The sequence below is a fragment of the Collimonas antrihumi genome (assembly GCF_018304965.1).
Taxonomy (GTDB): domain Bacteria; phylum Pseudomonadota; class Gammaproteobacteria; order Burkholderiales; family Burkholderiaceae_D; genus Collimonas; species Collimonas antrihumi.
This window is the reverse complement of sequence record NZ_JAGQED010000015.1, coordinates 41,287-67,364: the sequence shown is the minus strand read 5'-3', so window position 1 is coordinate 67,364 and position 26,078 is coordinate 41,287. Positions and strand designations below refer to the sequence as shown.

The 26,078-nt window shown below is 56.2% G+C and carries 29 protein-coding genes; 21 read left to right on the top strand and 8 right to left on the bottom strand.

Going from position 1 to position 26,078, the window contains the following annotated elements; genetic code table 11:
* Positions 1–19: 19 nt before the first annotated feature.
* Positions 20–559 (bottom strand): nucleotide exchange factor GrpE, encoded by a 540-nt coding sequence (grpE, locus tag KHU29_RS13940; RefSeq protein WP_211453391.1) that lies wholly within the window; start codon positions 557–559, stop codon positions 20–22.
* A 174-nt stretch (positions 560–733) separates the two neighbouring features.
* Between grpE and KHU29_RS13935 the strand changes: the two genes are divergently transcribed.
* Complete coding sequence (locus tag KHU29_RS13935; protein WP_211453390.1) at positions 734–940, top strand: hypothetical protein; 207 nt, start codon at positions 734–736, stop codon at positions 938–940.
* Positions 941–1,080: 140 nt separating this feature from the next.
* Here the strand turns inward: KHU29_RS13935 and hemH are convergent, their stop codons facing one another.
* From hemH to KHU29_RS13920, 3 genes are all read right to left on the bottom strand, one after another.
* Positions 1,081–2,187: a ferrochelatase gene (gene hemH, locus KHU29_RS13930; RefSeq protein WP_211453389.1), complete on the bottom strand. Its 1,107-nt coding sequence runs from the start codon at positions 2,185–2,187 to the stop codon at positions 1,081–1,083.
* Positions 2,188–2,231: 44 nt separating this feature from the next.
* The gene (gene recN, locus KHU29_RS13925; protein ID WP_211453388.1) at positions 2,232–3,914 is read right to left on the bottom strand and encodes a DNA repair protein RecN; all 1,683 of its coding nucleotides are present in this window, start codon (positions 3,912–3,914) and stop codon (positions 2,232–2,234) included.
* Positions 3,915–4,002: 88 nt separating this feature from the next.
* Positions 4,003–4,932, bottom strand: coding sequence for an NAD kinase (locus KHU29_RS13920; protein WP_211453387.1), 930 nt, complete (start codon positions 4,930–4,932; stop codon positions 4,003–4,005).
* Between the two features lie 67 nt (positions 4,933–4,999).
* Here KHU29_RS13920 and KHU29_RS13915 point away from each other — a divergent pair, with 67 nt between their 5' ends.
* The 3 genes from KHU29_RS13915 (at position 5,000) to KHU29_RS13905 (ending at position 7,238) form a co-directional block, all read left to right on the top strand.
* Entirely contained in the window at positions 5,000–5,746 is a 747-nt protein-coding gene (locus KHU29_RS13915) for an HAD family hydrolase (protein ID WP_246542019.1), read from the top strand.
* Between the two features lie 75 nt (positions 5,747–5,821).
* On the top strand, positions 5,822–6,844 hold the full coding sequence (gene hrcA, locus KHU29_RS13910) for a heat-inducible transcriptional repressor HrcA (protein ID WP_211453385.1): 1,023 nt from the start codon (positions 5,822–5,824) through the stop codon (positions 6,842–6,844).
* A 28-nt stretch (positions 6,845–6,872) separates the two neighbouring features.
* Positions 6,873–7,238: a TfoX/Sxy family protein gene (locus KHU29_RS13905; protein WP_211453384.1), complete on the top strand. Its 366-nt coding sequence runs from the start codon at positions 6,873–6,875 to the stop codon at positions 7,236–7,238.
* A gap of 122 nt (positions 7,239–7,360) precedes the next feature.
* On the opposite strand, the gene fur is transcribed toward KHU29_RS13905, so the two are convergent.
* On the bottom strand, positions 7,361–7,792 hold the full coding sequence (gene fur, locus KHU29_RS13900) for a ferric iron uptake transcriptional regulator (protein ID WP_211453383.1): 432 nt from the start codon (positions 7,790–7,792) through the stop codon (positions 7,361–7,363).
* 80 nt (positions 7,793–7,872) lie between these two features.
* Between fur and KHU29_RS13895 the strand changes: the two genes are divergently transcribed.
* The 17 genes from KHU29_RS13895 to bfr all read left to right on the top strand — a co-directional run bounded on the left by KHU29_RS13895 (position 7,873) and on the right by bfr (position 23,749).
* Positions 7,873–8,478: an outer membrane protein assembly factor BamE gene (locus KHU29_RS13895; protein ID WP_425514476.1), complete on the top strand. Its 606-nt coding sequence runs from the start codon at positions 7,873–7,875 to the stop codon at positions 8,476–8,478.
* Between the two features lie 37 nt (positions 8,479–8,515).
* A complete protein-coding gene (gene dapB / locus KHU29_RS13890; RefSeq protein ID WP_211453381.1) occupies positions 8,516–9,322 on the top strand; it encodes a 4-hydroxy-tetrahydrodipicolinate reductase in 807 nt (268 codons plus the stop codon).
* A gap of 394 nt (positions 9,323–9,716) precedes the next feature.
* Positions 9,717–11,258: a DUF535 family protein gene (locus tag KHU29_RS13885; RefSeq protein WP_211453380.1), complete on the top strand. Its 1,542-nt coding sequence runs from the start codon at positions 9,717–9,719 to the stop codon at positions 11,256–11,258.
* Between the two features lie 240 nt (positions 11,259–11,498).
* The gene (gene leuS / locus KHU29_RS13880; RefSeq protein WP_211453379.1) at positions 11,499–14,144 is read left to right on the top strand and encodes a leucine--tRNA ligase; all 2,646 of its coding nucleotides are present in this window, start codon (positions 11,499–11,501) and stop codon (positions 14,142–14,144) included.
* Between the two features lie 75 nt (positions 14,145–14,219).
* The gene (locus KHU29_RS13875; RefSeq protein WP_211453378.1) at positions 14,220–14,828 is read left to right on the top strand and encodes an LPS-assembly lipoprotein LptE; all 609 of its coding nucleotides are present in this window, start codon (positions 14,220–14,222) and stop codon (positions 14,826–14,828) included.
* 18 nt (positions 14,829–14,846) lie between these two features.
* Complete coding sequence (gene holA / locus KHU29_RS13870; protein ID WP_211453377.1) at positions 14,847–15,863, top strand: DNA polymerase III subunit delta; 1,017 nt, start codon at positions 14,847–14,849, stop codon at positions 15,861–15,863.
* Between the two features lie 15 nt (positions 15,864–15,878).
* Positions 15,879–17,144, top strand: coding sequence for a glutamate-5-semialdehyde dehydrogenase (locus KHU29_RS13865; RefSeq protein WP_211453376.1), 1,266 nt, complete (start codon positions 15,879–15,881; stop codon positions 17,142–17,144).
* A gap of 241 nt (positions 17,145–17,385) precedes the next feature.
* On the top strand, positions 17,386–17,808 hold the full coding sequence (locus KHU29_RS13860) for a CopD family protein (RefSeq protein ID WP_211453375.1): 423 nt from the start codon (positions 17,386–17,388) through the stop codon (positions 17,806–17,808).
* Between the two features lie 28 nt (positions 17,809–17,836).
* Positions 17,837–18,439, top strand: a complete 603-nt coding sequence (locus tag KHU29_RS13855; RefSeq protein WP_211453374.1) for a 2-hydroxychromene-2-carboxylate isomerase — start codon at positions 17,837–17,839, stop codon at positions 18,437–18,439.
* Between the two features lie 129 nt (positions 18,440–18,568).
* Complete coding sequence (locus tag KHU29_RS13850; protein ID WP_211453373.1) at positions 18,569–19,804, top strand: THUMP domain-containing class I SAM-dependent RNA methyltransferase; 1,236 nt, start codon at positions 18,569–18,571, stop codon at positions 19,802–19,804.
* Positions 19,805–20,114: 310 nt separating this feature from the next.
* Positions 20,115–20,312, top strand: a complete 198-nt coding sequence (gene hemP, locus KHU29_RS13845; RefSeq protein WP_092415282.1) for a hemin uptake protein HemP — start codon at positions 20,115–20,117, stop codon at positions 20,310–20,312.
* Positions 20,313–20,422: 110 nt separating this feature from the next.
* Entirely contained in the window at positions 20,423–20,743 is a 321-nt protein-coding gene (locus KHU29_RS13840; protein ID WP_211453372.1) for a hypothetical protein, read from the top strand.
* A 129-nt stretch (positions 20,744–20,872) separates the two neighbouring features.
* Positions 20,873–21,103, top strand: coding sequence for a (2Fe-2S)-binding protein (locus KHU29_RS13835; protein ID WP_211453371.1), 231 nt, complete (start codon positions 20,873–20,875; stop codon positions 21,101–21,103).
* A gap of 21 nt (positions 21,104–21,124) precedes the next feature.
* Complete coding sequence (locus KHU29_RS13830; protein WP_246542017.1) at positions 21,125–21,823, top strand: energy transducer TonB; 699 nt, start codon at positions 21,125–21,127, stop codon at positions 21,821–21,823.
* 93 nt (positions 21,824–21,916) lie between these two features.
* Positions 21,917–22,657 carry a MotA/TolQ/ExbB proton channel family protein gene (locus KHU29_RS13825; protein WP_211453369.1) on the top strand — a complete coding sequence of 247 codons (741 nt, stop codon included), beginning with the start codon at positions 21,917–21,919 and terminating at the stop codon, positions 22,655–22,657.
* Positions 22,657–23,073, top strand: a complete 417-nt coding sequence (locus KHU29_RS13820) for an ExbD/TolR family protein (RefSeq protein WP_211453421.1) — start codon at positions 22,657–22,659, stop codon at positions 23,071–23,073. The genes KHU29_RS13825 and KHU29_RS13820 overlap by 1 nt, the downstream gene beginning before the upstream one ends.
* A 205-nt stretch (positions 23,074–23,278) precedes the next feature.
* Positions 23,279–23,749, top strand: a complete 471-nt coding sequence (gene bfr, locus KHU29_RS13815; protein ID WP_211453368.1) for a bacterioferritin — start codon at positions 23,279–23,281, stop codon at positions 23,747–23,749.
* A gap of 72 nt (positions 23,750–23,821) precedes the next feature.
* On the opposite strand, the gene KHU29_RS13810 is transcribed toward bfr, so the two are convergent.
* From KHU29_RS13810 to KHU29_RS13800, 3 genes are all read right to left on the bottom strand, one after another.
* On the bottom strand, positions 23,822–24,166 hold the full coding sequence (locus KHU29_RS13810) for a DUF167 domain-containing protein (protein WP_211453367.1): 345 nt from the start codon (positions 24,164–24,166) through the stop codon (positions 23,822–23,824).
* 7 nt (positions 24,167–24,173) lie between these two features.
* Entirely contained in the window at positions 24,174–24,716 is a 543-nt protein-coding gene (locus KHU29_RS13805) for a YggT family protein (protein WP_211453366.1), read from the bottom strand.
* Between the two features lie 273 nt (positions 24,717–24,989).
* A complete protein-coding gene (locus KHU29_RS13800) occupies positions 24,990–25,763 on the bottom strand; it encodes a histone H1-like repetitive region-containing protein (protein WP_211453365.1) in 774 nt (257 codons plus the stop codon).
* Positions 25,764–26,078: the final 315 nt, after the last annotated feature.

Sequence of the window (26,078 nt, the reverse complement as noted above, 5' to 3'; positions counted from 1 at the left end):
TAAAATGCGCACATGTTTTTTATTTTCCTTGGGCCACCACGACCAGTGCGGGCCGCAACAGACGGTCGGCAATGGTGTATCCCTTTTGCAGTACAGTCACCACGGTATTGGCGTCTTGCTCTGCCGGCACGGTTGAAATTGCCTGGTGTTTCATCGGATCGAGCTTTTCACCAACTTGCGGCGAGATTTCCAGCAAACGATTTCTTTCGAAAGCTGAAGACAGCTGCTTGAGCGTCATTTCCACGCCTTCCTTGAGCGACTCAAGCGACGGCGTTTCAATCTTCAGCGCCATTTCGAGGTTGTCCTTGACCGGCACCAGCGCTTCGGCAAATCCCTCAATCGCAAATTTATGTGCACGTGCAATATCTTCTTGAGCGCGGCGGCGAATGTTTTCTGCTTCTGCCTTGGCGCGCAAGAAAGCATCTTGCATCTCGGCGATCTTGGCTTGCGCTTCCGACAACTGGACTTCCAGCGCCGATTCAGGAATTACCGTTGCATCTTCGGCAACAGGATTTTTTTCCGTTTGCGCCTGGTCGTTCTGATTTTCCATGTGTTCCATTCAAAAATCTCCAACAATCAATAACTTACTAAGTATAGAAAGCCAAATGAGGCTATACCCTTATTTTTTCAAGGGTTAAATCAGGGGATAAAAACGCGCACCCGATTTTGTCTTGAGCTTCGGCCCGATTCCAATGAATAAAGGATCGCGGCAGCATCAACGCCCGGCAACAAATTGAAACAAAATTTACCTGCCAAGGGTTTGCTGCAACGCGACATTGGAACTATGCTGAAGGTGTGGACTCAAAGAGAAAAATTAACCCGTAGCAACGAAAAAAAGGGGAATATCGTGAAACTACCGTTAATATCCGCATTTCTGGTCGTTTATATTTTGCTGGCAGCAAGCTGGATCAGTTATTCGCAACTGGTCGCATTGTATTGACTTTAGCTAATTGATTCAGCACTTGCCAATTGCAAGATGAGCAACAATCGTTCATGCGCACCCGACACCGGGCGCTCATTATAATTGCGCCTTGCCGGAGCGGCGCACATACACTCAAAATTTCTATAGCAAACCAGAAGCTATTGGCTTGCGCCCAGACGCACAGCTTGCTGCCGCGACGCTTCAGCCTGTTGTTTCGACTCTTCCCGTTCGCTCTCTGTAAGATGCGTAGGCCAGCCGATCAGATTCTCCTCTGCCACACTAGCCATGGCTGAAATCCATGCCGGCGCCTGGTTCAGGCAAGCGATGAAATGAAATTCCTTGCCACCCGCCTTGAGGAAATCCTGTTTCGCCTCTATCGCGATTTCCTCCAGCGTTTCCAGGCAATCGCTGGTGAAACCCGGACACATCACATCGACACGGCCGATACCTTGTTTTGCCAGTTTCTGCAAAGTCGGCGCGGTATATGGCTGCAGCCATTCCGCCTTGCCAAAGCGCGACTGGAAAGTCAGTTGATATTGTTCAGGCCCCAGGCCCAGCTCCTGCGCTAGCAAGCGCGCGGTTTTTTGACATTCGCAATGATAGGGGTCGCCCAGCAATAAAGTACGCTTAGGCACGCCATGAAAACTCATGATCAGCTTGTCGGGCGTGCCGTGCATGGCCCAGTAAGCCAGCACCGATTCTTTCAACGCCTGGATATACCCTTCGTGATCGTGATAATGCTTGATGAAACGTAATTCGGGAACGTTGCGCACCTGCGCATAATGCGCAAATACCGCGTCATAAATCGACGCCGTGGTGGTGGCCGAATATTGCGGATATGCCGGCAAGACCAGGATCCGGTCGCAACCGTCTGCCTTCAACTGGTCCAGCACTTCCGGTATCGCCGGCGAGCCGTAGCGCATGGCATAAGCCACTTGCACCTGATGCCCGCGCTGGCCCAGGTAACCGCGCAACAAGATCGCCTGCTTGCCGGTGTGGACTTTGAGCGGTGAACCTTCATTGCTCCAGATAGAGGCGTATTTCTGGGCCGACTTGCTGGAACGGAACGGCAGAATCACGCAATGCAAAATCCACCACCAGATCGCCCCCGGAATTTCCACTACCCGGGGATCGGACAGGAATTGCTTCAGATAAGAGCGCACTGCTTTGGTAGTCGGTGCATCCGGCGTACCCAGATTGACCAGCAGCACTGCGGTTTTACCGGTCTTGCCATGCGTGAACGGAGGTTCTTTACGAAATGCCATGCGGGGAAACCCGAAAAATAAGAGCTGATTTAGAGTGCAAGTAGTTAGAGCGCCAATAATTCGCGCGCATGCTTGCGCGTAGTCGCGGTGATCTCCAGGCCACCCAGCATGCGGGCGATTTCTTCAATCCGGTTCTTGGCATCGAGGCCGTCAATCGCCGACACCGTCTTGTTGCCCAGGCTTTGTTTGCTGACCTGGAAATGCTGATTGGCCTGGCTGGCAACCTGCGGCAAATGGGTCACGCACAATACCTGGCGATCCTGGCCCAGGCGTTTCAACAAACGCCCGACCACTTCCGCCACGCCGCCGCCGATGCCGCTGTCGACCTCATCGAATATCAGGGTCGGGGTCGCGGTGGCGCTGGAGGTAATCACTGAAATTGCCAGCGCGATCCGTGCCAGTTCACCGCCGGAAGCCACTTTAGCCAACGGCCGCGGCGCCACGCCGGCATGGCCGGCAACCAGGAACTCGACTTGCTCGACGCCATAACTGGCCGCTTCGCAGGGATTCAAAGCAATCGCGAAACGGCCGCCGCTCATGCTTAAATCCTGCATCGCGGCGGTGACTGCCGACCCCAGCGCCTGGGCCGCCTTGGCGCGCGCTTTCGACATTTTTTGCGCCAGCGCCAGATACGCGGCTTTCAGCTTTTCTTCTTGCGCCCGCATGGCGTCGAGATCGCTGGCATCCGCCAGTTGGCGCAGTTGCGCCGACAATGTCTCCAGTTCCTGCGGCAGTTCATCCGGCGCCAGCCGGAATTTACGACCGGCCGAATGAATCGCCTCCATCCGGTCTTCAACCTGATGCAGACGCGCCGGATCAAGCTCGACCCGACTCAAATAATCGTTCAGCGCATAGACCGCTTCCTGCAACTGGATTCGAGCCGGCTCCAGCGCTTCCAGCACCGGCTTGAGGCTGCTGTCGACATCGACCAGCTTGCCGATTTTCTGATTCAATGTAGACAGCTGCGACAGCATCGGCGGGGTGTCGTTAGCATCGTTTTCGGAAATCACGTTGAGCGCTTCCTGCGCGCCTTCGATCAAACTGGCGGCATGCGACAAGCGACTGTGCTCATTGGTGATTTCATCCCATTCGCCAGGCTTGACCGCCAGCTTTTCCAGCTCGCCAACCTGCCACTCCAGCCGTTCGCGCTCCAGCAATACATTCTTGGCATTGGTCTCAAACTCTTCGCGTTGACGTGCCAGCGAACGCCAGCTTTTGAAGGCGCCGGCAAGCGCCAGCAAATCATCCTGCAGTCCGGCCTGACCATCCAGCAAGAGTCGTTGCGCCTCGCTCTTCAACAGCGACTGGTGCGCATGCTGGCCGTGAATATCGACCAGCATTTCGCCCAGTTCGCGCAATTGCGATGCGGTTGCCGCAACGCCGTTGATAAATGCTTTGGAGCGGCCGGCATTGTCGATCACGCGCCGCATCAGGATCACGCCATCCTCACTGGCGAACTCGTTTTGCTCCAGCCAGCTGTTGACATCTCCGGGAACCGCTCCGTCAGCCGCGCCGGCCAGCGTGAACTCCGCCGTCACATCGGCCTTGGCCGCGCCTTCGCGCACCACGCTGGCGTCACCGCGGCCACCCAGCGCCAAAGCCAGGGCGTCGATCAGAATAGACTTGCCGGCGCCGGTTTCGCCGGTGAATACGGTAAAGCCGGCAGCGAACTCAAGCTCGATGGCATCGACGATGACAAAATCGCGTATGGAAAGTGTGCGCAACATGGGAATGTGGGAGTGGCTTAAAGATAGATGTAAAAATAGCGTTGAAAAATGACTTGCGAATGACACACAAACGACTTACAAAAATGCGTTACTTGAGTTGCCCTTCCGCCGACGGATATTCGTTCCAGTGTAACTTTTGTCGCAAGGTATCGTAATAACTCCAGCCGGCCGGGTGCAGGAAGGTGATGGTGTGTTCGGAACGCCGTATCAGGATGCGGTCGCCATGCTGCAGGCTGGCCAGCGATTGCATGTCGAAATTGGCGCTCATGTCGCGGCCGTTCACAATCTCAATTACGATTTCACTGCTGTCCGGGATCACGATAGGCCGGTTCGACAGCGCATGCGGCGCGATCGGCACCAGCACGATACCGCCCAGCGAAGGATGCAACAAAGGCCCGCCCGCCGACAAGGCATACGCGGTGGAACCGGTCGGCGTCGCCACGATCAAGCCGTCGGAACGCTGGTTGTACATGAAGCGGCCATCAACCTCGACCATCAGTTCCGCCATGCCGGAAGCAGCGCCACGCGACACCACCACATCGTTGAACGCCAGGGCGCTGAAGATTTGCTTGCCGTCGCGCATGACCGCCCCTTGCAACAGGCTGCGGCGCTCCGATTCGACATTCCCGTCCAGCATTTCACCCAGCACCGGCAGCATCCGCTCCAGCGAAATATCGGTGATAAACCCGAGGCGCCCCTGGTTGATGCCGATCAAAGGCACATCATACGGCGCCAGCTGGCGGGCAATCCCGAGCATGGTGCCGTCGCCGCCGACGATAATCGCGGCGTCAGCCTGTTCGCCGATCTCGGCCGGGGTCATGGCGGCAATGCCGGCCATCGCAACATTCTGCGCAGTCTCGGCTTCGAGCACCACGTGATGACCGCGATCTTGCAAAAAATCGACGATTTCGGTCAGCGATTCGGAAATGCCGACCGCAAAATATTTGCCGACTATAGCAATGGTTTTCGGCATGGAGGTGGACGATCCGGGTTGAGAAGATGATTTTATAGGCCGCATGCTGGCGATTAGACCATAATTTAGGCTTGCAATGAAGGATACGCACATGGCGTTTGCTAATAATATTATGAATAATTCAACCATCTTCCCACCATCCCGCCCCGGCAAACCGCTTGCCATCAAGGCCGTGCTGTTCGATCTCGACGATACGCTGTGGCCGATCGCGCCGGTGATCGCACGCGCCGAACAACTGCTGTTCGACTGGATGCGCGAGCATGCCCCTGCTGTTACCCGCCAATTCACGATTGAAAGCCTGCGTCAGCAACGCCAGGATCTGGTGGCTAGCAACCCGGTGTTCAAATTCGACCTTTGGAAGTTGCGCCACGCGGCGCTGACCGCCAGCTTCGACAGCGTCGGCGAAGACATCGGCAAAGTGGATGCGGCGATGGCGGTATTTTCCGAGGCGCGGCATGCCGTGACGCCATTCGACGACGTCGAGCCGGTACTGGCCCGGCTGCAACAACGCCGACACCTGCTGCTGGGCACGATCTCGAATGGTTTCGCCGATCTTGACAAAATCGGCCTGGCCCGGCATTTCCAGACATCGATCGCAGCGCATAGCTTCGGCTGCGGCAAACCCGACCCGAGCATTTTCCATGCGGCTTGCGCAGCCTTGAATGTGGCGCCGGAAGAAACCGTATATGCCGGCGACGATCCCCTGCTGGACGTGGTCGGCGCCCAGCAGGCCGGCTTGCAAGCGGTCTGGATCAATCGCTTTGACCGCGAATTACCGGCCGGAGTCAGCGCGCAAGCCAGTTGCACCAGCTTGCACGAGCTGGAAGCATGGCTGGAACAAACTGCTATTAGCGGATAAAAACAGTGTATAAGTGCATTTATAAGCCGCTGGAAAAACACCACACTTCTGCGGCGCTCGCTAAAATAGACCACTATGCAACTAGATAATCGCGCTCAAACCCTGCTCAAAGCCCTGGTCGAAAGGTATATCGCCGACGGCCAGCCGGTTGGCTCGCGTGCCCTGTCCAAGATTTCCGGCCTGGAACTGTCGCCGGCGACGATTCGCAACATCATGGCGGATCTGGAAGAAATGGGCTTCGTCGCCAGTCCCCACACGTCTGCCGGCCGGGTGCCGACACCGCGCGGCTACCGCATGTTCGTCGATACCTTGCTGACGGTTGAACCAATCGACGAAAGCGCGCTGGAATCCAAAATGCAGGCAAGCCTGCAGCCAAATTCGCAACAAAAGATCATTACCAATGCGGCGCAGGTATTGTCTTCCCTCTCACATTTTGCCGGGGTAGTGCTGTCGCCACGGCGCGAATCGATATTCCAGCAAATCGAATTCCTGCGGCTTTCGGAAAAACGCATCCTGCTGGTAATCGTCAGCCCCACCGGCGACGTCCAGAACCGGCTGCTGCTGACCGATGTCGACTACAGCCCGGCCAAGCTGGTGCAAGCCGCCAATTACATCAACCAGCATTACGGCGGGCTCAGCCTGGACGACGTCCGCATGCGCCTGCAAGGAGAGTTGCGCAAGCTGCGCGACGACATGACCTGGCTGATGCAGGCGGCGGTGGAAGCCGGCAGCGACGCCATGACCGACAATAGCGACGAAGTCGTGATTTCGGGCGAGCGCAACCTGCTCAGCGTCACCGATCTCTCGTCCAATATGGATTCCTTGCGCAAACTGTTCGACATGTTCGAACAAAAGACCAACTTGATGCAATTGCTCGACATCTCCGGCAAGGCGACCGGCGTCCAGATTTTCATCGGCGGCGAATCGCAGCTGGTGCCGATGGATGAAATGAGCGTGGTGACCGCGCCGTATGAAGTCAACGGCAAGATCGTCGGCACGCTGGGCGTGATCGGCCCGACCCGGATGGCCTATGAGCGGGTGATTCCGATTGTGAATATCACCGCCAAATTGCTGTCGAATGCGTTGAGCCACAGCTGACGCTGTTGCTAATACAGTTGCCGATAGCATGTCCAGAGACGATCCGATCATCGACTATATCCGCGAGCTGCTGGCGCCGCTTGGCGCTGTCAACGCCCGCAGGATGTTTGGCGGCTATGGCATTTACTACGATAGTGTGATGATCGGCCTGGTTGCCGATGGCACCCTGTTTCTCAAGACTGATGAGGAAACCCGGCCGCAATTCGCGGCTGCCGGTTGCAGGCCTTTCGTCATCGAGAGCAGAGGGAGATCGATTGAAATAAGTTACTGGTCGGCGCCTGAAGACGCCATGGATGCCGCCGCTGCAATGACGCCATGGGCGCGGCTTGCTTATGCGGCAGCTATGCGCAAGGCTAATGCAAAGCCGGCGCCCAAACCTCGCAAACGCTCGTAGGGTGGGCACGCCTTTGTGCCCACGCGTGACCGCGATAACCGGAGTGCAGGCCCGTGTGATCCCGAAATTGGTGGAGTTAAATTCACGCGTGGGCACAAAGGCGTGCCCACCCTACCGTTAAATTACTGTCCCCCTTTTTTCTTGCGGCAATTCCGGCAATGCCCGTACAAAGCCAGCGCATGATCGGCGATTTCAAAGCCATGTTCCTTGGCAACGACTTTTTGACGTTTTTCAATTTCTTCGTCGTAAAACTCTTCAACCAGGCCACAATCCAGGCACACCAGATGGTCGTGATGCGAGCCTTCGTTGAGTTCAAACACGGCCTTGCCGGTTTCAAAGTGGTTGCGCTGCAACAATCCGGCTTGCTCGAATTGCGTCAGTACGCGATACACGGTTGCCAGGCCGACATCGAGATTGTCGTTCAGCAAAATTTTATAAACGTCTTCAGCGCTCAGGTGACGCACCTCGCTGTTCTGGAAAATTTCCAGGATTTTCAGGCGTGGCAAGGTGGCTTTGAGGCCGCTGGCTTTCAGTTCGGATGGATTGTTCGGCATGTTTTGGTCACAAATGGATGATCTGCTTTATCATATAGCGTTTTAGCACAGTTGCTCAATCAATTGAGATCCTTATGCGAATGTTGCTCTCCCCTGTCCGTACCTCCGCTTTGACCGCTGCAGTTGTTTTCATGGCCGCTTTGGCCGGCTGCGCTTCAAAGAATCCGCTGATTGATCAGTCTACCTCGCAGTCTACCTCGCAGTCCACCGCGCAGCCCGCTGCCCAGCCCGGCGGCGCCGCGGACACCGCGGCTACTGACACCAGCGGGGTTCAAACTATCAAGCATCGCCGCTTTCTGGGCATTTTTTCCCCTTATCGGATAGATATCCAGCAAGGAAACTTTGTTTCGAAAGAAATGTTGGCACAAGTCAAAGAAGGCATGACCCGCGAGCAAGTGCGTTTTGCACTTGGTACGCCGTTGGTGACCGACCTGTTCCATGAAGATCGCTGGGATTATGTATTCCGCCTGCAAAAAGGCAATGGCGAAGTCACCACCAGCCGCGTCAGCGTTTTCTTCAACGGCAACGTGCTGGCACGTGTCGATGGCGGTAACCTGCCTACCGAAAACGACTACCTGGACAAGATCTCAGGCGGCGCAGCAGAAGCCAAGAGGAGCCTCAAGAACCTCGAATTGGCACCGTCGGCGCCTGCCGCGCCGGCGCCAGGCAAAACTAATTATAAGTAATCAAAATTAACCAATCGTTCAGATCGTCGAATAAACAATGACTCAGATGAAAATAGCCGTTGCAGGTGCATCGGGGCGCATGGGGCGCATGCTGGTTGAGGCGATTCAAAACGCCGACGATGCGCAGCTTGCCGGTGCGCTGGATATGCCGGACACGCCGGAATTGGGAACCGACGCCGCCGCATTCCTGGGCCAGCCGGCCAACGTCCTGATTGAATCGGATCTGGCCAAGGGCCTGGCGCAGGCAGCTTTCCTGATCGACTTCACGCGCCCGGAGGGCACGCTGAAGCATCTGGACTACTGTGCCGCCCACGGCATCAAGATGATTATCGGCACCACCGGTTTCGATGAAGCCGGCAAGGCGGCGATTGCCGCCGCGGCAAAAAAAACCGCCATCGTATTTGCCTCCAACATGAGCGTTGGCGTCAATGTCACGCTGAAATTGCTGGAAATGGCGGCCAAGAGCTTTTCCCACGGCTACGACATTGAAATCATCGAAGCCCATCATCGTCATAAGGTCGATGCGCCATCCGGCACAGCGCTGATGATGGGTGAGGTCGTCGCCGATGCACTCGGGCGCAAGCTGGATGACGTCGCGGTGTATGCCCGCGAAGGCATCACCGGGGAACGCGATCCGTCCTCGATCGGGTTTGCCGCCATCCGCGGCGGCGATATCGTCGGCGACCATACGGTCCTGTTTGCCGGCATCGGCGAACGCGTCGAGATCACGCACAAATCCTCTAGCCGCGTTACCTACGCACAAGGCGCCCTACGCGCCGCGCGTTTCTTGCGCGACAAGAGCAGCGGCCTGTACGACATGCAGGACGTGTTGGGTCTGCGTTGAATATCTGAGTATCTGAATATATCTGAGTATCGGCGACCACCGGCAAACTGCATGTAGCATTCAGAGGCCGGCCCTCAACACACTACTCTCCCCAAAGTAATTTTCCGAACCCGGCGGCCGCCTGGCCTTACCGGGTTCGTCCCTTCCCCCGATCTGCCCCATCCTCCCGCAGACTCCCTCCGCCAGTCCGGCGCATCGCCCCGGCACCATATATTTCCACTTGGCAATTTAATAATTTCATCAAATAACATTCCCCCACAAATTTGCATGTAACATCCTGTTTTTATTTGTATCTTTATATGTCGCAAAGTAAGCAAACGAATATCGGCTCTAGTGATTGTATTTTGATCATGATTTCACACTGCTTCAATCCCCCTTTTAATCGCCCAAGCACATGACTCTGTCCTCTTACAATCACCTGTTGTGGTCGACATTCAATGGTCCTGCCGGGTTTATCGGCATTCCGTTCATGCTGGCGCTGGCGATCGCTGAATGGGGGGTATATCTGGTGCCGACCAGTCTTGCCGCCCTATGGATTAGCGGCAGCCGGACCACTCGTCTCCTTTCTCTCAAAGCCATCGTCACGACAGCTGCCGCGGTATTGGCCAGCAAAGCCATTGCGCTACTCTGGAGCGCCTTGGCGCCAACCGCGTGGAACGATTACCTGTACCAGGCCCAAAGCGCACACTGTGTTTCGCCTAACGTCACGATTGCCATCATCCTCGCCACAGGATTGACGCTGTGGACGGCAAAAACCATCAAGATCAAATGGGTTGGTGTATTGCTTGTATTACTGTCGGTTGCCGTAAGCTGGGCCAAGATCTTTCTTGGGATGCACTATCCGCTAGATCTTTTCGGCGCCGGCCTGATCTCTCTGGCGATGATGCTGGCCATGAACACCAGGTACGGCAAACTGATCAGCCATGAGGCCATCAGACTTCTCAACGGCCGCCTGCAAAACCTGACATTGCTGTCGGAGATATCCCATCTTTTGTACCTGCGGCCAGCCGTGCCCCACTCCAGCACCGGCAGCAGCCGGCCGCGGATTACTCTGCACACGTGCCTGAAGCATTCGCCGCGCGGCCTGTCGTATTTCGCCAAGCAGCTCAAACTGAGCGTCCGCACGGTGCTGTATTACCAACAGACGCAACGCTGGCTGGCCTATTGGAATACCACGCCGATGCATGCCAGGCTGGCGCAAGCCACGCCCAGGTTGTTGCAAAAAATCTACCGTCCCTACCAGTCGCTACGCCTGCGCAGCCAGGACCGCATGAATATCCTGGTCAGTCACTACGACTTCGTTTTCCGGCAAGGTCTCGGACCCCTGGTCCTGCACGCAACGCAAGCTCCGCTGCTGCTGGGCAGCTTCAGCGGCAAGTCGGGGACTACCTATGAACTCCGGCTGTCGGCAATTGACAGGCTAGACCGGGAGGGTGAACTGACGCTCGACCTGTGCAGCGATCAAAAACGCTTGTTCTCGATCGCCTTCACTTTCCATGGCAACGAACTGACCCCTTGCATCGGCATAGGTTGCCTGCAAGGTCCGCGCGGCAGCGATTCCCAGGAACGGGTGCGCAATGCCACCCGCGACATGTTCGGTCTGCGGCCGAAAGGCCTGATGCTGCGGCTGGTGAGGGAAATCGGCCGTGCTTATGGCTGCAAGAAGCTGATCCTGGTGGGAAATCAGAATCGCGTCATGTTCCATCAGATCCGCACAGGCCAGGTATTCGCCGATTATGATGATTTTTGGCAAGAAATTGGCGCCATCCGCCGACCGGACGGTGAATATCAGCTGTCGTGCGACGCCATTGCCACTACCAACCTGCAAGAAATTCCCTCGCATAAGCGGTCGGAAGCGCGCAAGCGCATTGATCTGACAGAACGTGCCATCCAGGCCACTCTGACAGGCTTTTCCCGCACATTCCACGACGCCTGAGCAGCCCGTTTTTCCGGCCGGGCATCAAGTATCGCCTGACTCCACGCGCACCGTACGCTAAAGCGGCATCCGAACCAGTATAATCACCGGTTCGGATGCCAAGAGTATTGGCTCAGCAAGTTCCCATTCCGATTCGCAACGACCAAAGCTATCAGATTCGTCCCATATGACTCACTGCTGACGACCTGACGCCTTGTTCTCTTTGCAATGCGGAATAACATTCACCTTTTAGCTCCCGTCATGCAAGAAAAATACAGCTCAACCGACGTCGAAAAATCAGCGCAAGACTACTGGCAATCCATAGACGCCTACAAGGCCGTCGAATATGCCAAGGACAAGAACGGCCAGGACAAAAAGAAATTTTATGCCTGCTCGATGCTGCCCTACCCTTCCGGCAAGCTGCACATGGGTCATGTGCGTAACTACACCATCAATGATGTGATGTACCGCTACCTGCGGATGAATGGCTATAACGTATTGATGCCGATGGGATGGGATGCGTTCGGCATGCCGGCGGAAAACGCTGCCATGGCCAATGGCGTGCCGCCAGCGCAATGGACCTATGCCAACATCGCCCACATGAAGAAACAGTTGCAGGCGATGGGACTGGCGATCGACTGGTCGCGTGAAATGACCGCCTGCACGCCGGAATACTACAAGTGGAACCAGTGGATGTTCCTGAAGATGCTTGAGAAGGGCATCATCTACAAGAAGACCGGCACCGTAAACTGGGACCCGGTCGACCAGACCGTGCTGGCCAACGAGCAAGTGGTTGACGGCCGCGGCTGGCGCTCCGGCGCGCTGATCGAAAAGCGCGAAATCCCGATGTACTACGCCAAGATCACCGACTACGCCGAAGAGTTGCTGGAACACGTAGAAACCAAATTGCCGGGCTGGCCGGAACGCGTACGCCTGATGCAGGCCAACTGGATCGGTAAATCGACCGGAGTCCGGTTCGCCTTCCCGCACAAGATCGAAGAAAACGGCCAACTGATTCAGGGCGGCAAACTGTGGGTATTCACCACTCGCGCCGACACCATCAAGGGCGTGACTTTCTGCGCCGTGGCGCCGGAACATGCACTGGCCACTTTCGCAGCAAAGAGCAATCCGGAACTGGCTGAATTCATCGCCGAATGCAAAAAGGGCAGCGTCATCGAAGCCGATATGGCAACGATGGAAAAGAAAGGCATGCCTACCGGCTTGTACGTCTCGCATCCGCTGACCGGCCAGCAAATCGAAGTATGGGTCGGCAATTACGTCTTGATTACCTATGGCGACGGCGCCGTCATGGGTGTTCCGGCGCACGACGAGCGCGATTTCGCATTCGCCCAGAAATACGTGCTGCCGATTCGCCCGGTCATCTCGGTACCAGGTAAAACCTACTCCGACGAAAGCTGGCACGAGTGGTATGGCGACAAGGAAAACGGCGTCTGCGTCGATTCCGGCAAATACGACGGCCTCAACTACCAGCAAGCAGTCGATGCGGTTGCCGCCGACCTGGCAGCGCACGGTCTCGGCGAAAAGAAAATCACCTATCGCCTGCGCGACTGGGGCATTTCGCGCCAGCGTTATTGGGGCACGCCGATCCCGATCATCCACTGCGGTGATTGCGGCGATGTGCCTGTGCCGGAAAAAGATTTACCGGTAATCTTGCCGGAAGACTGCGTGCCGGACGGCAGCGGCAATCCGCTCAACAAAAACGAAAAATTCCTGCACGTCGATTGCCCGAAATGCGGCAAGCCGGCGCGGCGCGAAACCGACACGATGGATACGTTCGTCGACTCGTCCTGGTATTACATGCGCTATTGCTCGCCGAAGAGCAACGACGCCATGGTCGATTCCCGCAACGATTACTGGATGCCGATGGACCAGTACATCGGCGGCATCGAACACGCCGTGCTGCATTTGCTGTATGCCCGTTTCTGGACCAAGGTCATGCGCGACTTCGGCCTGGTCAAGTTCGACGAGCCGTTTACCAACCTGCTGACGCAAGGCATGGTGCTCAACGAAACCTATTTCCGCGAAGACGCCAGCGGCAAGAAGACCTGGCATAACCCGGAAGATGTCGAGCTGACGTTTGACGACAAGGGCCGTCCGTTGACTGCCATCCTGAAAACGGATGGTGCACCAGTTGAAATCGGCGGCACGGAAAAAATGTCGAAGTCGAAAAACAACGGCATCGACCCGCAAGCCCAGATCGACCAGTACGGCGCCGACACGGCGCGCCTGTTCACCATGTTCGCCTCGCCACCGGAACAAACCCTGGAATGGTCCGGTACCGGAGTGGAAGGCGCGAATCGCTTCTTGCGCCGGGTCTGGGCCTTCAGTTTCGCCCGTGCAGGCAGCGTTGTACCAGGCGTCACCGCGGATTTTTCCGGATTGAGCGATGTCCAGAAAACCTTGCGCCGTGAAGTGCACAAGATCCTGCAGCAAGCCGACCATGACTTGAAGCGGATCCAGTACAACACTGTGGTCTCGGCCTGCATGAAAATGCTGAACACCCTGGAAGCCGCCAAACTCGACCAGTCGCCGGCCAGCAACGCGGTATTGACGGAAGGCTTGTCGATATTCCTGCGCGTACTCAATCCGGTGGCGCCGCACATCACCCACACGCTGTGGCAGGAACTCGGCTTCGCCGCAGTGCACGGCGATATCCTCGACGCCAGCTGGCCGCAGGTGGACGACAAAGCGCTGGAACAGAGCGAAATTGAAATGATGATCCAGGTGAACGGCAAGCTGCGCGGCAGCATCACCGTTGCGAAGGATGCCGACAAGGCCAGCATCGAGGCCGCAGCGCTGGCAAACGATAATGTTCAGAAATATCTCGAAGGGCCGCCGAAGAAAGTCATCGTGGTGCCTGGGAAACTGATCAATATCGTCGCCTAGCGTTGTAGTAAGTACTTCCAAAGTATGGCCGGATGCATGTGTCCGGCCTTCAATCTTGAAACAAGGAATGTCCGAATGTTGAATAGAATGCCTCTCAGAATGCCTGCGGATTCCGGCACATGGCTGCGCTGGCCGTTGATACTGATCATGACGGCGATGCTGTGTGCCTGCGGGTTTCATTTGCGCAGTTCGGCCAACTTGCCATTCAAATCCCTGTACATGACGTTTGCCCCTGCCTCGCCGTTGGGAATCGAGTTGAAACGCAATATTCTGGCCAGCGGCAATACGCAAGTGCTGAAAACTGCCGAGGGCGCCGACGCGATACTGGAAGTACTTGGCGAAACCCAGGAAAAAGTCATCCTGACCACCAACAGTTCCGGCCGTGCGAGCGAGTACATGCTGTATTACAGGCTGACTTTCCGCGTGACTGACGGAGAAAAGAAGGAATTGCTGCCGGCGACGCTGATCACATTGAAGCGCGACATCAGCTATAACTCGTCGCAAGAACTGTCCAAGGGCGCGGAAGAAGTGCTGCTGTACCGCGACATGCGAAGCGACATGGTGCAACAGGTTCTGCGCCGCCTGGCAGCGCTCAAGACAGCGCGGCCAACCCAGCCGGCTCAGTCAACCGAGCCGGCTGCGGAAATACCGGCTACCGCTCCGGCTACCGCTCCTGTCAAATAACGGGGTTAAAGGCTAAAAATGCAATTGCGGTTTGACGCGCTCGACGGCCATCTGGCGAAAACCCTGGCGCCCTTGTACGTGATCACCAGCGACGAGCATCTGCTGGCGCTGGAGGCATCCGACAAGATACGCAAAAGCGCGCGCAGCAACGGTTGCAGCGAGCGCGATGTGCTGGTGGTCGACCGTAGCTTCAAATGGGGAGAGTTGCTGGCTGCCAATCAGTCGCAATCGCTGTTCGGCGATAAAAAACTGATCGAGTTGCGCATTCCGACCGGTAAACCGGGCAAGGATGGCGGCCAGGCTTTGCAAAACTATACTGCAACGCTGAACCCCGATAACGTCACCATTATCAGCTTACCCAAGCTGGACTGGGCGACGCAAAAAGCCGCCTGGGTCGCCACGCTGCAGCAGAGTGCGGTATATATCGATATTCCGCTGGTGGAGCGGGCGCATTTGCCCAACTGGATCGGGGTTCGCCTGGCGGCCCAGCAACAAAGCGCAGACCGGCAATCGCTGGATTTCATCGCCGATCGGGTCGAAGGCAATCTGCTGGCGGCGCATCAGGAAATCCAGAAACTGGCTTTGTTGCATCCTCCCGGCAAACTGAGTTTCGAGCAGTGCCACGATGCAGTCCTCAACGTCGCGCGCTATGATGTCTTCAAGCTCAATGAAGCGATGCTGGTTGGCGATACGGCGCGCCTGGTGCGTATGATGGGCGGTTTGAAAGGTGAAGGCGAAGCCCTGCCGCTGGTGCTATGGGCGGTCTCCGAAGAAATCCGCACCTTGTTGAAATTGAAATCGGCAGCCAGCCAGGGGCGCCCGATAGCCGCGCTGCTGAAGGAATACCGCATCTGGGGACCGCGCGAAAAACTGATGGAGCCGGCACTGCGGCGCCTGAGCCTGGCGACGCTGGAAGCGGCATTGAAAGATGCGGCGCAAATCGACAAGATGGTCAAAGGCTTGCGTGCCAAAGCCTTCTCCGGCGATGCCTGGGACGCTTTGCTGCAACTGGGTTTAAAAGTCGCACATATTTGATAGTTGACAGAACATATGAACATCCAACACTACATGACCGAAGTCGGACAACGTGCACGCGCCGCATCGCGCGCCATGGCGCGTGCCGACAGCGCCGTCAAGAACCGCGCACTGAGCCTGATTGCCGCCGCCATCCGGCGCGATGCCGGCCTGTTGCGCGCGGCTAACCAGATCGATCTGGAAACGGCACGCGCCAACGGCCTGGCGCCGGCGATGCTGGATCGCCTGACGCTATCGGAGCAAGCCATCGCCACCATGATCGCGGGGCTCGAGCAAATTGTCGCCCTGCCCGATCCGATCGGCGAAATCTCGAACATGAAATACCGTCCCACCGGCATCCAGGTGGGCCAGATGCGGGTTCCGCTGGGTGTCATCGGCATCATTTACGAAGCACGTCCGAATGTCACCGTAGACGCTGCCGGCCTGTGCATCAAGAGCGGTAACGCCACCATCTTGCGCGGCGGCTCCGAAGCCCATCATTGCAACCAGGCGCTGGCCAGGCTGGTGCAAGAAGGCTTGGCGGGCGCCGGCCTGCCGCAAGATGCGGTGCAAGTGGTCGACACCACCGACCGTGCTGCGGTTGGCGCGCTGATCACGATGCCGCAATACGTCGACGTCATCGTGCCGCGCGGCGGCAAAGGCCTGATCGAGCGCCTGATCAAGGAAGCCACGGTGCCGATGATCAAGCATCTCGACGGCATCTGCCACGTCTATATAGATGACCAGGTCGATCTCGACAAAGCCGTGAGGATTGCCTTCAATGCCAAATGCCATCGTTATGGCACTTGCAACACAATGGAAACCTTGCTGGTGGCGCGGGCGATTGCACCACACGTACTGCCGCAGCTAGCCAAGCTGTATCAGGGTAAAGAAGTCGAACTGCGCGCCGACGATGAAGCGCGCGCCATCCTGGCCGGCTATCCTCACCTGGCCGCCGCTACCGAAGAAGATTGGCGCACCGAATATCTGGCGGCGATCCTGTCCGTCAAGATCGTGGCCGATGTGGATGAGGCGATCGCCCATATCAACACATACTCTTCACAGCATACCGACAGCATCGTCACCGAAAACCATTCGCGGGCGATGCGCTTCTTGCGCGAAGTCGATTCGGCCTCTGTGATGATCAATGCCTCGACCCGCTTTGCGGACGGTTTCGAATTCGGCCTGGGCGCTGAGATCGGCATCTCCAACGACAAATTGCATGCGCGCGGACCGGTCGGCCTGGAAGGCCTGACCTCGCTGAAATATGTGGTGTTCGGGCACGGCGAAGTACGCGAGTAACGCGCAACACGTACCATGTAGCATGCCAAAATGTGCTGCTACTGCTGTATTGATTCACTCTTTGCATCGGGGCCAGAGCGATTTCGCTGTATTTTCTCACAGCGAAAAACTCTGGCTCGATTACGCTATCGCCCAATATCCGTAGAACCGATTTGCCGGCACCATTGTCTTATATGCAACCGAACTCATCCTTCCCGCAATAGTCGCAACAATCGCAACAATCAAAAAAAGGAAATCCCCCATGCTTTGGATCAAGTCGCTGCATATTGTCTTCATCGCCTCATGGTTTGCCGGCCTGTTTTATCTGCCAAGAATTCTGGTCAACCTGGCGCAAGAAACAGATACCGCGGCAACCCAAAGATTGCTGTTGATGGCGCGCAAGCTGTATCGCTTCATGTCGATCCTGTCGCTGCCGGCGATTGTATTCGGCGCCTGGCTGTGGCTGGGTTACGGCATAGGCAAAGGTCCGGGCAATGGCTGGCTGCATGCCAAACTATTCTTGGTGATTCTTGTGATCGGCTATCACCATGCCTGCGGCAGCTTGCTGAAAAAATTTGAAAACGGGGTGAATACCCGCAGCCATACCTGGTTCCGGTGGTTCAATGAAGTACCGGTCCTGCTGCTGCTGGCCATTGTCATCCTGGTGGTAGTCAAACCGTTCTAATCGTTCTAATACCGTCCGAGGATTAGCCATGAGCAAGCTCTGTGAATATTATTTTGCGCCACACTCGCCTTTCGCCTACCTGGGGCACACACGCCTGCAGGCTTTGTCGAAACAGTACGACGTAAAAATCGCATTAAAGCCCTGCGACTTATCCAAGGTTTTCAACACCTCCGGCGGCTTGCCCTTGGCCAAACGCGCGCCTCAGCGCCAGGCTTACCGGCTGGAAGAACTGCGGCGCTGGAGCGAATACCTGCAAGTACCGCTGAACCTGCACCCGACTTTCTTCCCGGTACAGAGCGACGACGCCGCAAAACTGATCATCGCGACCCAACTGGCGCACGGCACGGAAGCCGCCATGGTATTGACCGGCGCTATAATGCGTGCAGTCTGGGCCGAACAGCGCAATATCGCCGATGGCGCCACCTTGATCGCGATCGCCTCGGAGCTTGGCCATGACGGCAAGACCTTGCTGAAATCGGCCGAAACCGCCAGCGTCCAGAGCGAATTCGATCGTTTTACCGAGGATGCAATTTCCGCCAATATCTTTGGCTCGCCCTGGTACGTAGTCGACGGCGAACCGTTCTGGGGCCAGGACCGGCTGGATTTTGTAGAACGCGCGCTCGCCAGATAGGCATTTTGTAGGGTGGGCATATCATGCCCACGCGGATGTGCAGCGCAACTACCGCGTGGACACCAGGCGCCCACCCTACGCAAAATTGTAGTATCGCAACTGTAGTACAACGGATAAAAGGTCCCCCCAATGTCACATAAATCTACCGATAAACACTCCTATTTTTGCCCCTGCCCGCGCGGCCTGGAAGGTGCATTGGCTGATGAGCTGAATGAAATAGCGCAGTTCAGCGCCCCCGACATCACCCTCAAGGTCCACACCCAGGTGCCCGGCGGCGTCCATTGCTCCGGTTTGCTGAGCGATGCCTGGCGCATCAACCTGCACTCGCGTATTGCCAGCCGCGTGTTGCTGCGCTTGACGCATGGCGCCTATAAGAATGAAAACGATATTTACGACATGACGCTGGAGCAAGAGTGGGAGAGCTGGTTCCCGGTCAGCCACACGATCCGGGTCGATGTCACCGCCGTGAAGTCGCCTTTACGCAGCCTGCAATTCACCACGCTCAAGATCAAGGATGGCATCTGCGACCGTTTCCGCGACCTGTGCAATGAACGGCCATCTGTCGACACCGGCACGCCGGACATGCGTATCGTCGGCTTTCTCGATGCCCACAATTTCACGCTGTACCTCGATACGTCCGGCGAAGCGTTGTTCAAGCGCGGTTGGCGCGCCGAAACCGGCGATGCACCGTTGCGCGAAAATCTCGCCGCCGGCCTGTTGCGTACCTCCGGCTGGAAACCGGGCACGGTCTTGTTCGATCCTATGTGCGGCTCAGGCACGATTTTGATCGAAGCGGCCCAAATCCTGGCGGGCATTCCCGCTGGTGCGCGCCGTCACTTCGCGTTTGAAAAATTCAACGATTTCGAAAGCGCAAAATGGCTGGCGATCAAAGGCAGCTTCAAGCCGAATCCATTGCCGGCCACACCGACCATCTTCGGCAGCGACATCTCTGGCGACATGGTGCAAATTGCAGCGAACAATCTGCGCAACGCCGGCATCCTGTTTGAAGTACCGATCAAACAGATCGAGGCACAGGAAGTCAAACCGCCAAGCGATGCCGAGCACGGCATCATGCTGACTAACCCCCCGTATGGCGAGCGGATAGGCGTGCGCGGCGATAGCACCTTGACCAGCGACGACTTGTTGACCGCTTTCTTCAGCGCATTCGGCACCACGCTGAAGCAGCGTTTTGCCGGCTGGAGCATATTTCTGTTCTCTGCCGACCTGACCTTGCCGAAGCTGTTGCGCCTGAAAGAAGCGCGCAAGACGCCTTTCTTCAATGGCGCATTGGAATGCCGTCTGTTCCGCTTTGATATGGTGGCCGGCTTTAACCGCCGTGAAGCGGCCAAGCCAAAGGCCGAGTAATAACCAAAAAACAACGAGCTACAGCACCGTCTCACTCAGTAATCCCTCCGTAAAACCAGCGCATTCTTTGCGCTGGTTTTACATCAAACAGTTTGGCCGGACGCCCTGTCCACCTCCCTCGGGAAGCCAAACCTGACATCCCTCACAAAAAACATTTCCCCGTGGCATCGCATGATACGCAACGCCAGACATTGCCTATTCGGCATCGCCTCTCAATTACCCAACACCCGGCACCAAAAGCGCTTGCATTCCCCGTCCAGCTGGCTAATAATACAAATACGAATTGTTCGCATTTACAGAAAGGACTATAATGAGCCAGACGATACGACGCGAAGCACAAGTTGAAAAAACACCTGTGTCCAGCATCACGAAGTCAGTTGCATCAGCAGTCACGCGAATCAAGAGCCAGGATCTGTTCAAGCAAATGCGCGAACTGGAAATTGATCATGGCGGCCGGATTTATAAGCTGCGGCTGACGCAACTGAACAAATTGATACTGACCGCTTAAGCAATGTAGTTTTTATTTGGCCGCATTTAGCGCATTTAATTTAACCGTAGCCAACCCTAGCCCGCCCGCAGTAGCCGCCAGCCAGCAAGATACTGATATAGGAGTGCTTGATGGTATCGGAAAAAATCAACCCGGCTTTGATAGAGCCAAACGGCGCACCGGCCCAGCCGGAGCTGCTGGTTTCGGCAGTGTTACACCTGATGTCGCATTACACCGCGCATCGCCAGGAAGCCAGCGGTTGCGTCAAGCTGGCGTCGGTGATTGAGCGCCACTTGAAGGCGCTGGCAGACTTGCCGAATCTGGCGCCGGTATTACGCGCAACCTGCCTGCAGCTGTCGGAGCAGTGGGGAACAGTAGTAGAGAACACCATGCCGCAGCCGGAAAAATACAATCTGTTCAGCAGATTTGTGGCCGCAAACAGGGTGTGCTGAAGCAGCATCGAGCAGTACCGCGCAGTATCGCGCAGTATCGAATAAGTGTTAATAACCGCCGCATCAACATCTTTGCCGGCTGATTTCTATCTTTTTAATCTGCCTTTAACTATGGCAGTAAGGTGCAAAATGATTGTTTGTATTTGCAATAACGTATCGGATCGAAAAATTCGGCAGGCAGTCGATGAAGGCATGTCTTCCATGTCTGAATTGCGCGAGAACCTGGGTATCGGCACCTGCTGCGGGAAGTGTCGCTCCTGTGCAAAAAGCGTATTGCGCGAATGCCTCGACAACCAGGCGCCTGCCGCCCTGCGACATGTTCAAGCCATGGTGTTTCAACAAAGCATACAAGCTGCGTAAGTTCGCAGGATGAGCGCAACCATGTCTTCAGCAGCAATCAGTTATCCTGCGCTTGCATGGAAACGAATCAAACGTATCGGGCCATTGGGAGCCATCCTCCTGCTGCACGTGGCTTTTTTCTGGGCCTTGAAAAGTGGCCTGATCCATCAGGCAGCACAAGCCATGCCGAAGGAAATCTTCGCCAGCTTCATCACGCCGGAAAAAGCGCCGGAACCAACACCGCCCAAACCGCAGCCGGTCGCACCTACGCCGGCCGCACCAAAGACCGTCGCCGTAGTAAAGAAAAACATCACCCCGCCGCGCCCCACGGCGGTAGTCAACAACACGCCGTCGGAAGCCGCCATTTCAGTGCCGGCACCGGCTCCGCAACCGCCGCAGCGTGAAGAACCGGCGGCAGTTGCGGCACCAGCTGCGCCTGCTGCAGTACCGGCGCAGCCGCGCACCATCACATCCGGGGTCGAATACATCCAGCCGCCTGATGTGAGATACCCGGCCGTCTCCAAGCGCATGGGCGAAGAAGGCAAGTCGATAATCCGCGTTCTGATCAACGAAAAGGGACGCGCCGAGCGCGCCGAGGTGCAAAAGTCTTCCGGTTCAAGCCGTCTGGATGACGCCGCCAGACAGGCGGTAATGCGGGCCTTATTCAAGCCATACATGGAAGACGGCAAGCCGATGCCGGTATTTGCCATCGTGCCTATCAATTTCCAGTTATCCAATTAATCAATGGCGCTTCTGGCGTTGCGCCAGAGCAGCCGCAGTCCATCTACAGCAGTTCATCTACAGCCGTTCATCTAAAGTACAAGGGGAATCATCATGGAAGTAAGTCCATACGGATTGGAAGCGCTCTGGGGCCAGGGCGATTTCGTCATCAAAAGCGTCGCCGTGCTGCTGGTGGCGATGTCAATTGCATCCTGGTACGTGATCCTGACCAAGGCTTTGCAAATCCTGCGTTTCCAACGTGCCGCGCATGCCGCAGGCCATCAGTTCTGGGATACCACCAGCTTGCCGGAAGGAATTGCCACGCTGGGCACGGAAAACCCCTTTGCCGAAGTGGCTCAGGCCGGCGTCTCCTCGATGCGCCATCACGCCGCCCACAAAGGACATTTGCACGACCAGCTGTCAGTCAGCGACTGGGTCACCTTGTCACTGCGCCAGGCGATAGACGAAGTCTCAGGCAAGTTGCAGACTGGCATGGCGGTACTGGCGTCGGTTGGCTCTACCGCACCGTTTGTCGGCTTGTTTGGCACGGTCTGGGGTATTTATCATGCGCTGGTATCGATCGGCACCTCCGGCCAGGCCAGTATCGACAAGGTCGCCGGACCGGTCGGCGAAGCGCTGATCATGACCGCGCTCGGCCTGGCCGTGGCGATCCCGGCTACCTTCGGCTATAACGCGCTGGTGCGCGGCAATAAAACCATCATCGCCAAGCTGAACAAATTCGGCTTTGACCTGCATGCGCTGTTTGTTACAGGTTCCCGCTCCAGCAATACCGAATCCGACAATCCGCACGGTTCGAACAATGGCGCCAGACTGGTCGCTGTGAAAGGTGCATGATGGGCATGGGTTCCCTGTCCGATTCGGACGACGATTTCAATCCGGAGATCAACACCACGCCGCTGGTCGACGTCATGCTGGTACTGTTGATCATCTTCATCATGACCATCCCGGTGATGAATCACGCGGTCAAGATCGATTTACCGCGCGCCACCAACCAGCCTGACCAGACCAAGCCGGAAAGCATCAATCTGTCTATCGATGCCGACGGCAAGCTGTTCTGGAATGAAGAAGCAATCGATCGTAACGAACTGAATTCGCGGATTGCCGTTGCGGCTCAAAAGCAGCCGCAGCCTGAACTGCATTTGCGCGCAGCGCGTACCGTGCAATATGAAAAAGTGGCTCAGGTAATGGCAGCGGCCCAATCCGGCGGGCTCGGGAAAATCGGCTTCGTTACCGATCCCGACGCCAAGTAAGCATGCACAAATCACAATGAAAATGATTCGCGCTATCTGATGATGAAAAAGCCTGGGGCATGCGCTATCATGGCTGCGATTTCGGTTGATTGCCGGTTGATTGTCGGTTGAGCGGCATACCGATCACGTGAGAAGCCAGCATAAAGTCCAGAATTCCCCGATTTTATCGCTGCGCGCTCCGCATCCCTAACATAGCGAGGTTCCCATGCAAGGCGAAAAACAAATCATCACGCTGCTCAACGCGCAGTTGACCAATGAACTGACGGCGATTAATCAGTATTTCCTGCATGCCCGCATGTACAAGCACTGGGGCCTGGAAAAGCTCGGCAAGAAGGAATACGAAGAATCGATCGGCGAAATGAAACACGCCGACAAGCTGATCGACCGCATCCTGATGCTGAATGGCCTGCCGAACCTGCAGGCATTGCACAAGCTGATGATCGGTGAATCGACGCCGGAAATACTGCAGTGCGACCTGAAGCTGGAGCAAGGCGCGCAAAAGACCGTCAAGGAAGGTATCGCCGCTTGCGAAAAGGCCGGTGATTATGTATCGCGCGAACTCTTCGTGGAAATCCTCGAAGATACCGAAGAACATATCGACTGGCTGGAAACCCAGCTCGACCTGATCGACAAAGTCGGGCTGCAGAACTATCTGCAAAGCCAGATGGACGCCTGACCAGCATCGACATCAGATCCAGGCTCGCGGCTTCCGACCTATCGTCGGAAGCCGTTTTTCTTTGTGCCTCGCTTACGCAACCAAAGCCAGCAAGCTGCGAATGACAGCGTCTGCCGTCAATGACGCGCCATGCACCTCGACAATTTTCCGCTTATTGGTATGGCCGTGGGTGATCGCGATCCTGCTGCGCGGCACATCCAGCAGTTCTGCCAGATAGCGAATCAGCGCTTCATTTGCCTTGCCCTCTATGGGTTGCGCCTGCAAACGCACTTTGAGCACGTCTTCCAGGGGGCCGATGACCTGACTTTTCCTGGCATTGGGCGTTACCTGCAGCGCCAGCCTGACGCCGCCGGCAATATCGGAGCACCATGCATGCAATCTGGCACCCTGTGCGGGTGCTGCGCCTGCAACGCTCATTTGCGACTCACGTCAGCGACATGATCAGATAATTCACCAGCTGATGCACCACTCTCAACAATATCAACGCTGCCAGCGGCGACAGATCGATATTGCCGATCAGCGGGATAATCCTGCGCAAAGGCCGCAACAACGGCTCATTCAGCGCTCGCACGAAAGGCGCCAGGGGAGCGTTCGGATTCACCCAGCTGAAGATCGCTTCAATAATCAATAGCGCAATCAGCCCATAAAATACCCATTGGAAAAACAGCAGCGCCGACAGGCTGAAAATCAATGTGGCACTCAATGCCGATCTGACGCCAAGCTCCAGCAAGATGCAGACGACGGCCACCAACACCGCGCCTATCAGGCTGGCCCAGTCATAGCCGCCAAGCCCAGGCAACAGGCGCCGCATTGGCCGCACAGCCCAGTCAGACAGGGTAAAGATGAACTGCGCCAGCTGTTGCGGCGGCCGCACCCGGACCGCCTGGATCCAGAATCGCAGCAACAGGACTCCGCCCAGGACGCTGGCGATAGTTTCGATAATCAAGGTGAAAATATTCTGCAACACGACGTGTTTTCCTTTCCAGATGAAGCAATGACTCAGGCTTGCGCACATCGGCCGATGGTGGCCGATCCCGCCAACAAACCAGTAACTTACCCGAATTCTGGCGCAAGATGTAATTCAGAGATGTGGGCGAATGAAAAGGTTCTTCACGGCTTACCGATAGACAACGGTAAAAACAGAAAGAAAGTGGGGTGGGCAAATAAAAACCCGCTGGACAGCGCCAGGCTGTACAGCGGGTGATACCTGAATTCAATCAGGTAAGCTGACAAACGCTAATTACGGGCGTGTGCCAGTTGGGAACGGCCAAGCTGCTGCCGGGTTGAGCACTGTCTTTACTGCTGGCTCAGCTGCAGGTTTTGCCACTGGTTTCTTGGCTGCAGGTTTAGCTGCGGCTTTTTTAACAGCTGGCTTAGCTGCTGCAGGTTTGGCGGCAGGTTTAGCTGCTGCCTTAGCTACCGGCTTTTTTGCTGCTGGCTTAGCCGCGACTTTCTTAACTGCCGGCTTTTTTGCCGCTGGTTTAGCTGCTGCTTTGGCTGCCGGCTTTTTCGCTGCTGGCTTAGCTGCTGCCTTAGCTGCAGGTTTAGCCGCTGCTTTCTTAGCTACCGGCTTTTTGGCCGCGACAGCTTTCTTAGCAACTGGCTTCTTGGCTGCTGGCTTAGCTGCAGGTTTAGCTGCTGCTTTCTTAGCTACCGGCTTTTTGGCGGCTACAGCTTTCTTAGCCACTGGCTTTTTGGCTGCTACAGCTTTCTTAGCTACTGGCTTTTTGGCTGCTACAGCTTTCTTAGCTACTGGCTTTTTGGCTGCTGCCGGTTTAGCTGCTGCTTTCTTAGCTACCGGTTTCTTAGCCGCTACAGCTTTCTTAGCAACTGGCTTCTTAGCTGCAGGTTTAGCTGCTGCTTTAGCTGCTGGCTTTTTAGCCGCTACAGCTTTCTTGGCAGCTGGTTTCTTAGCTGCCGGTTTTGCTGCTGCTTTAGCTACTGGCTTCTTGGCCGGTGCTGCTTTCTTCACAGCGGGTTTCTTCGCTGCGGGTTTCTTTGTTGCTGTTGCCATTTTGTTTCTCCTTCACGTGATGGAAAAAATCAAGCTCCAAGTTGGAAACCCGACGAACCCATCGCGATGGGAACGGCGGATTATTCATCGGCGCAATCAACTCTGCTTGCGCTAATGAATTCGGCACCAGCTGAACTGCTCCATCCCCTCATTGATGCAGCACTTCAGCCATAATCGGCTAAGGTCTTTTCCCGGTTTCCAGGACCGGGGAAGAGTCTCGAATTTCGAGTTTCGCGCCATCTGTCGGCTGCGATCCTTGGCCAAAAAAACGCCAGCGGCTAGGCCGGCGTCGGAATTCTGTTACAAAAACGTTTA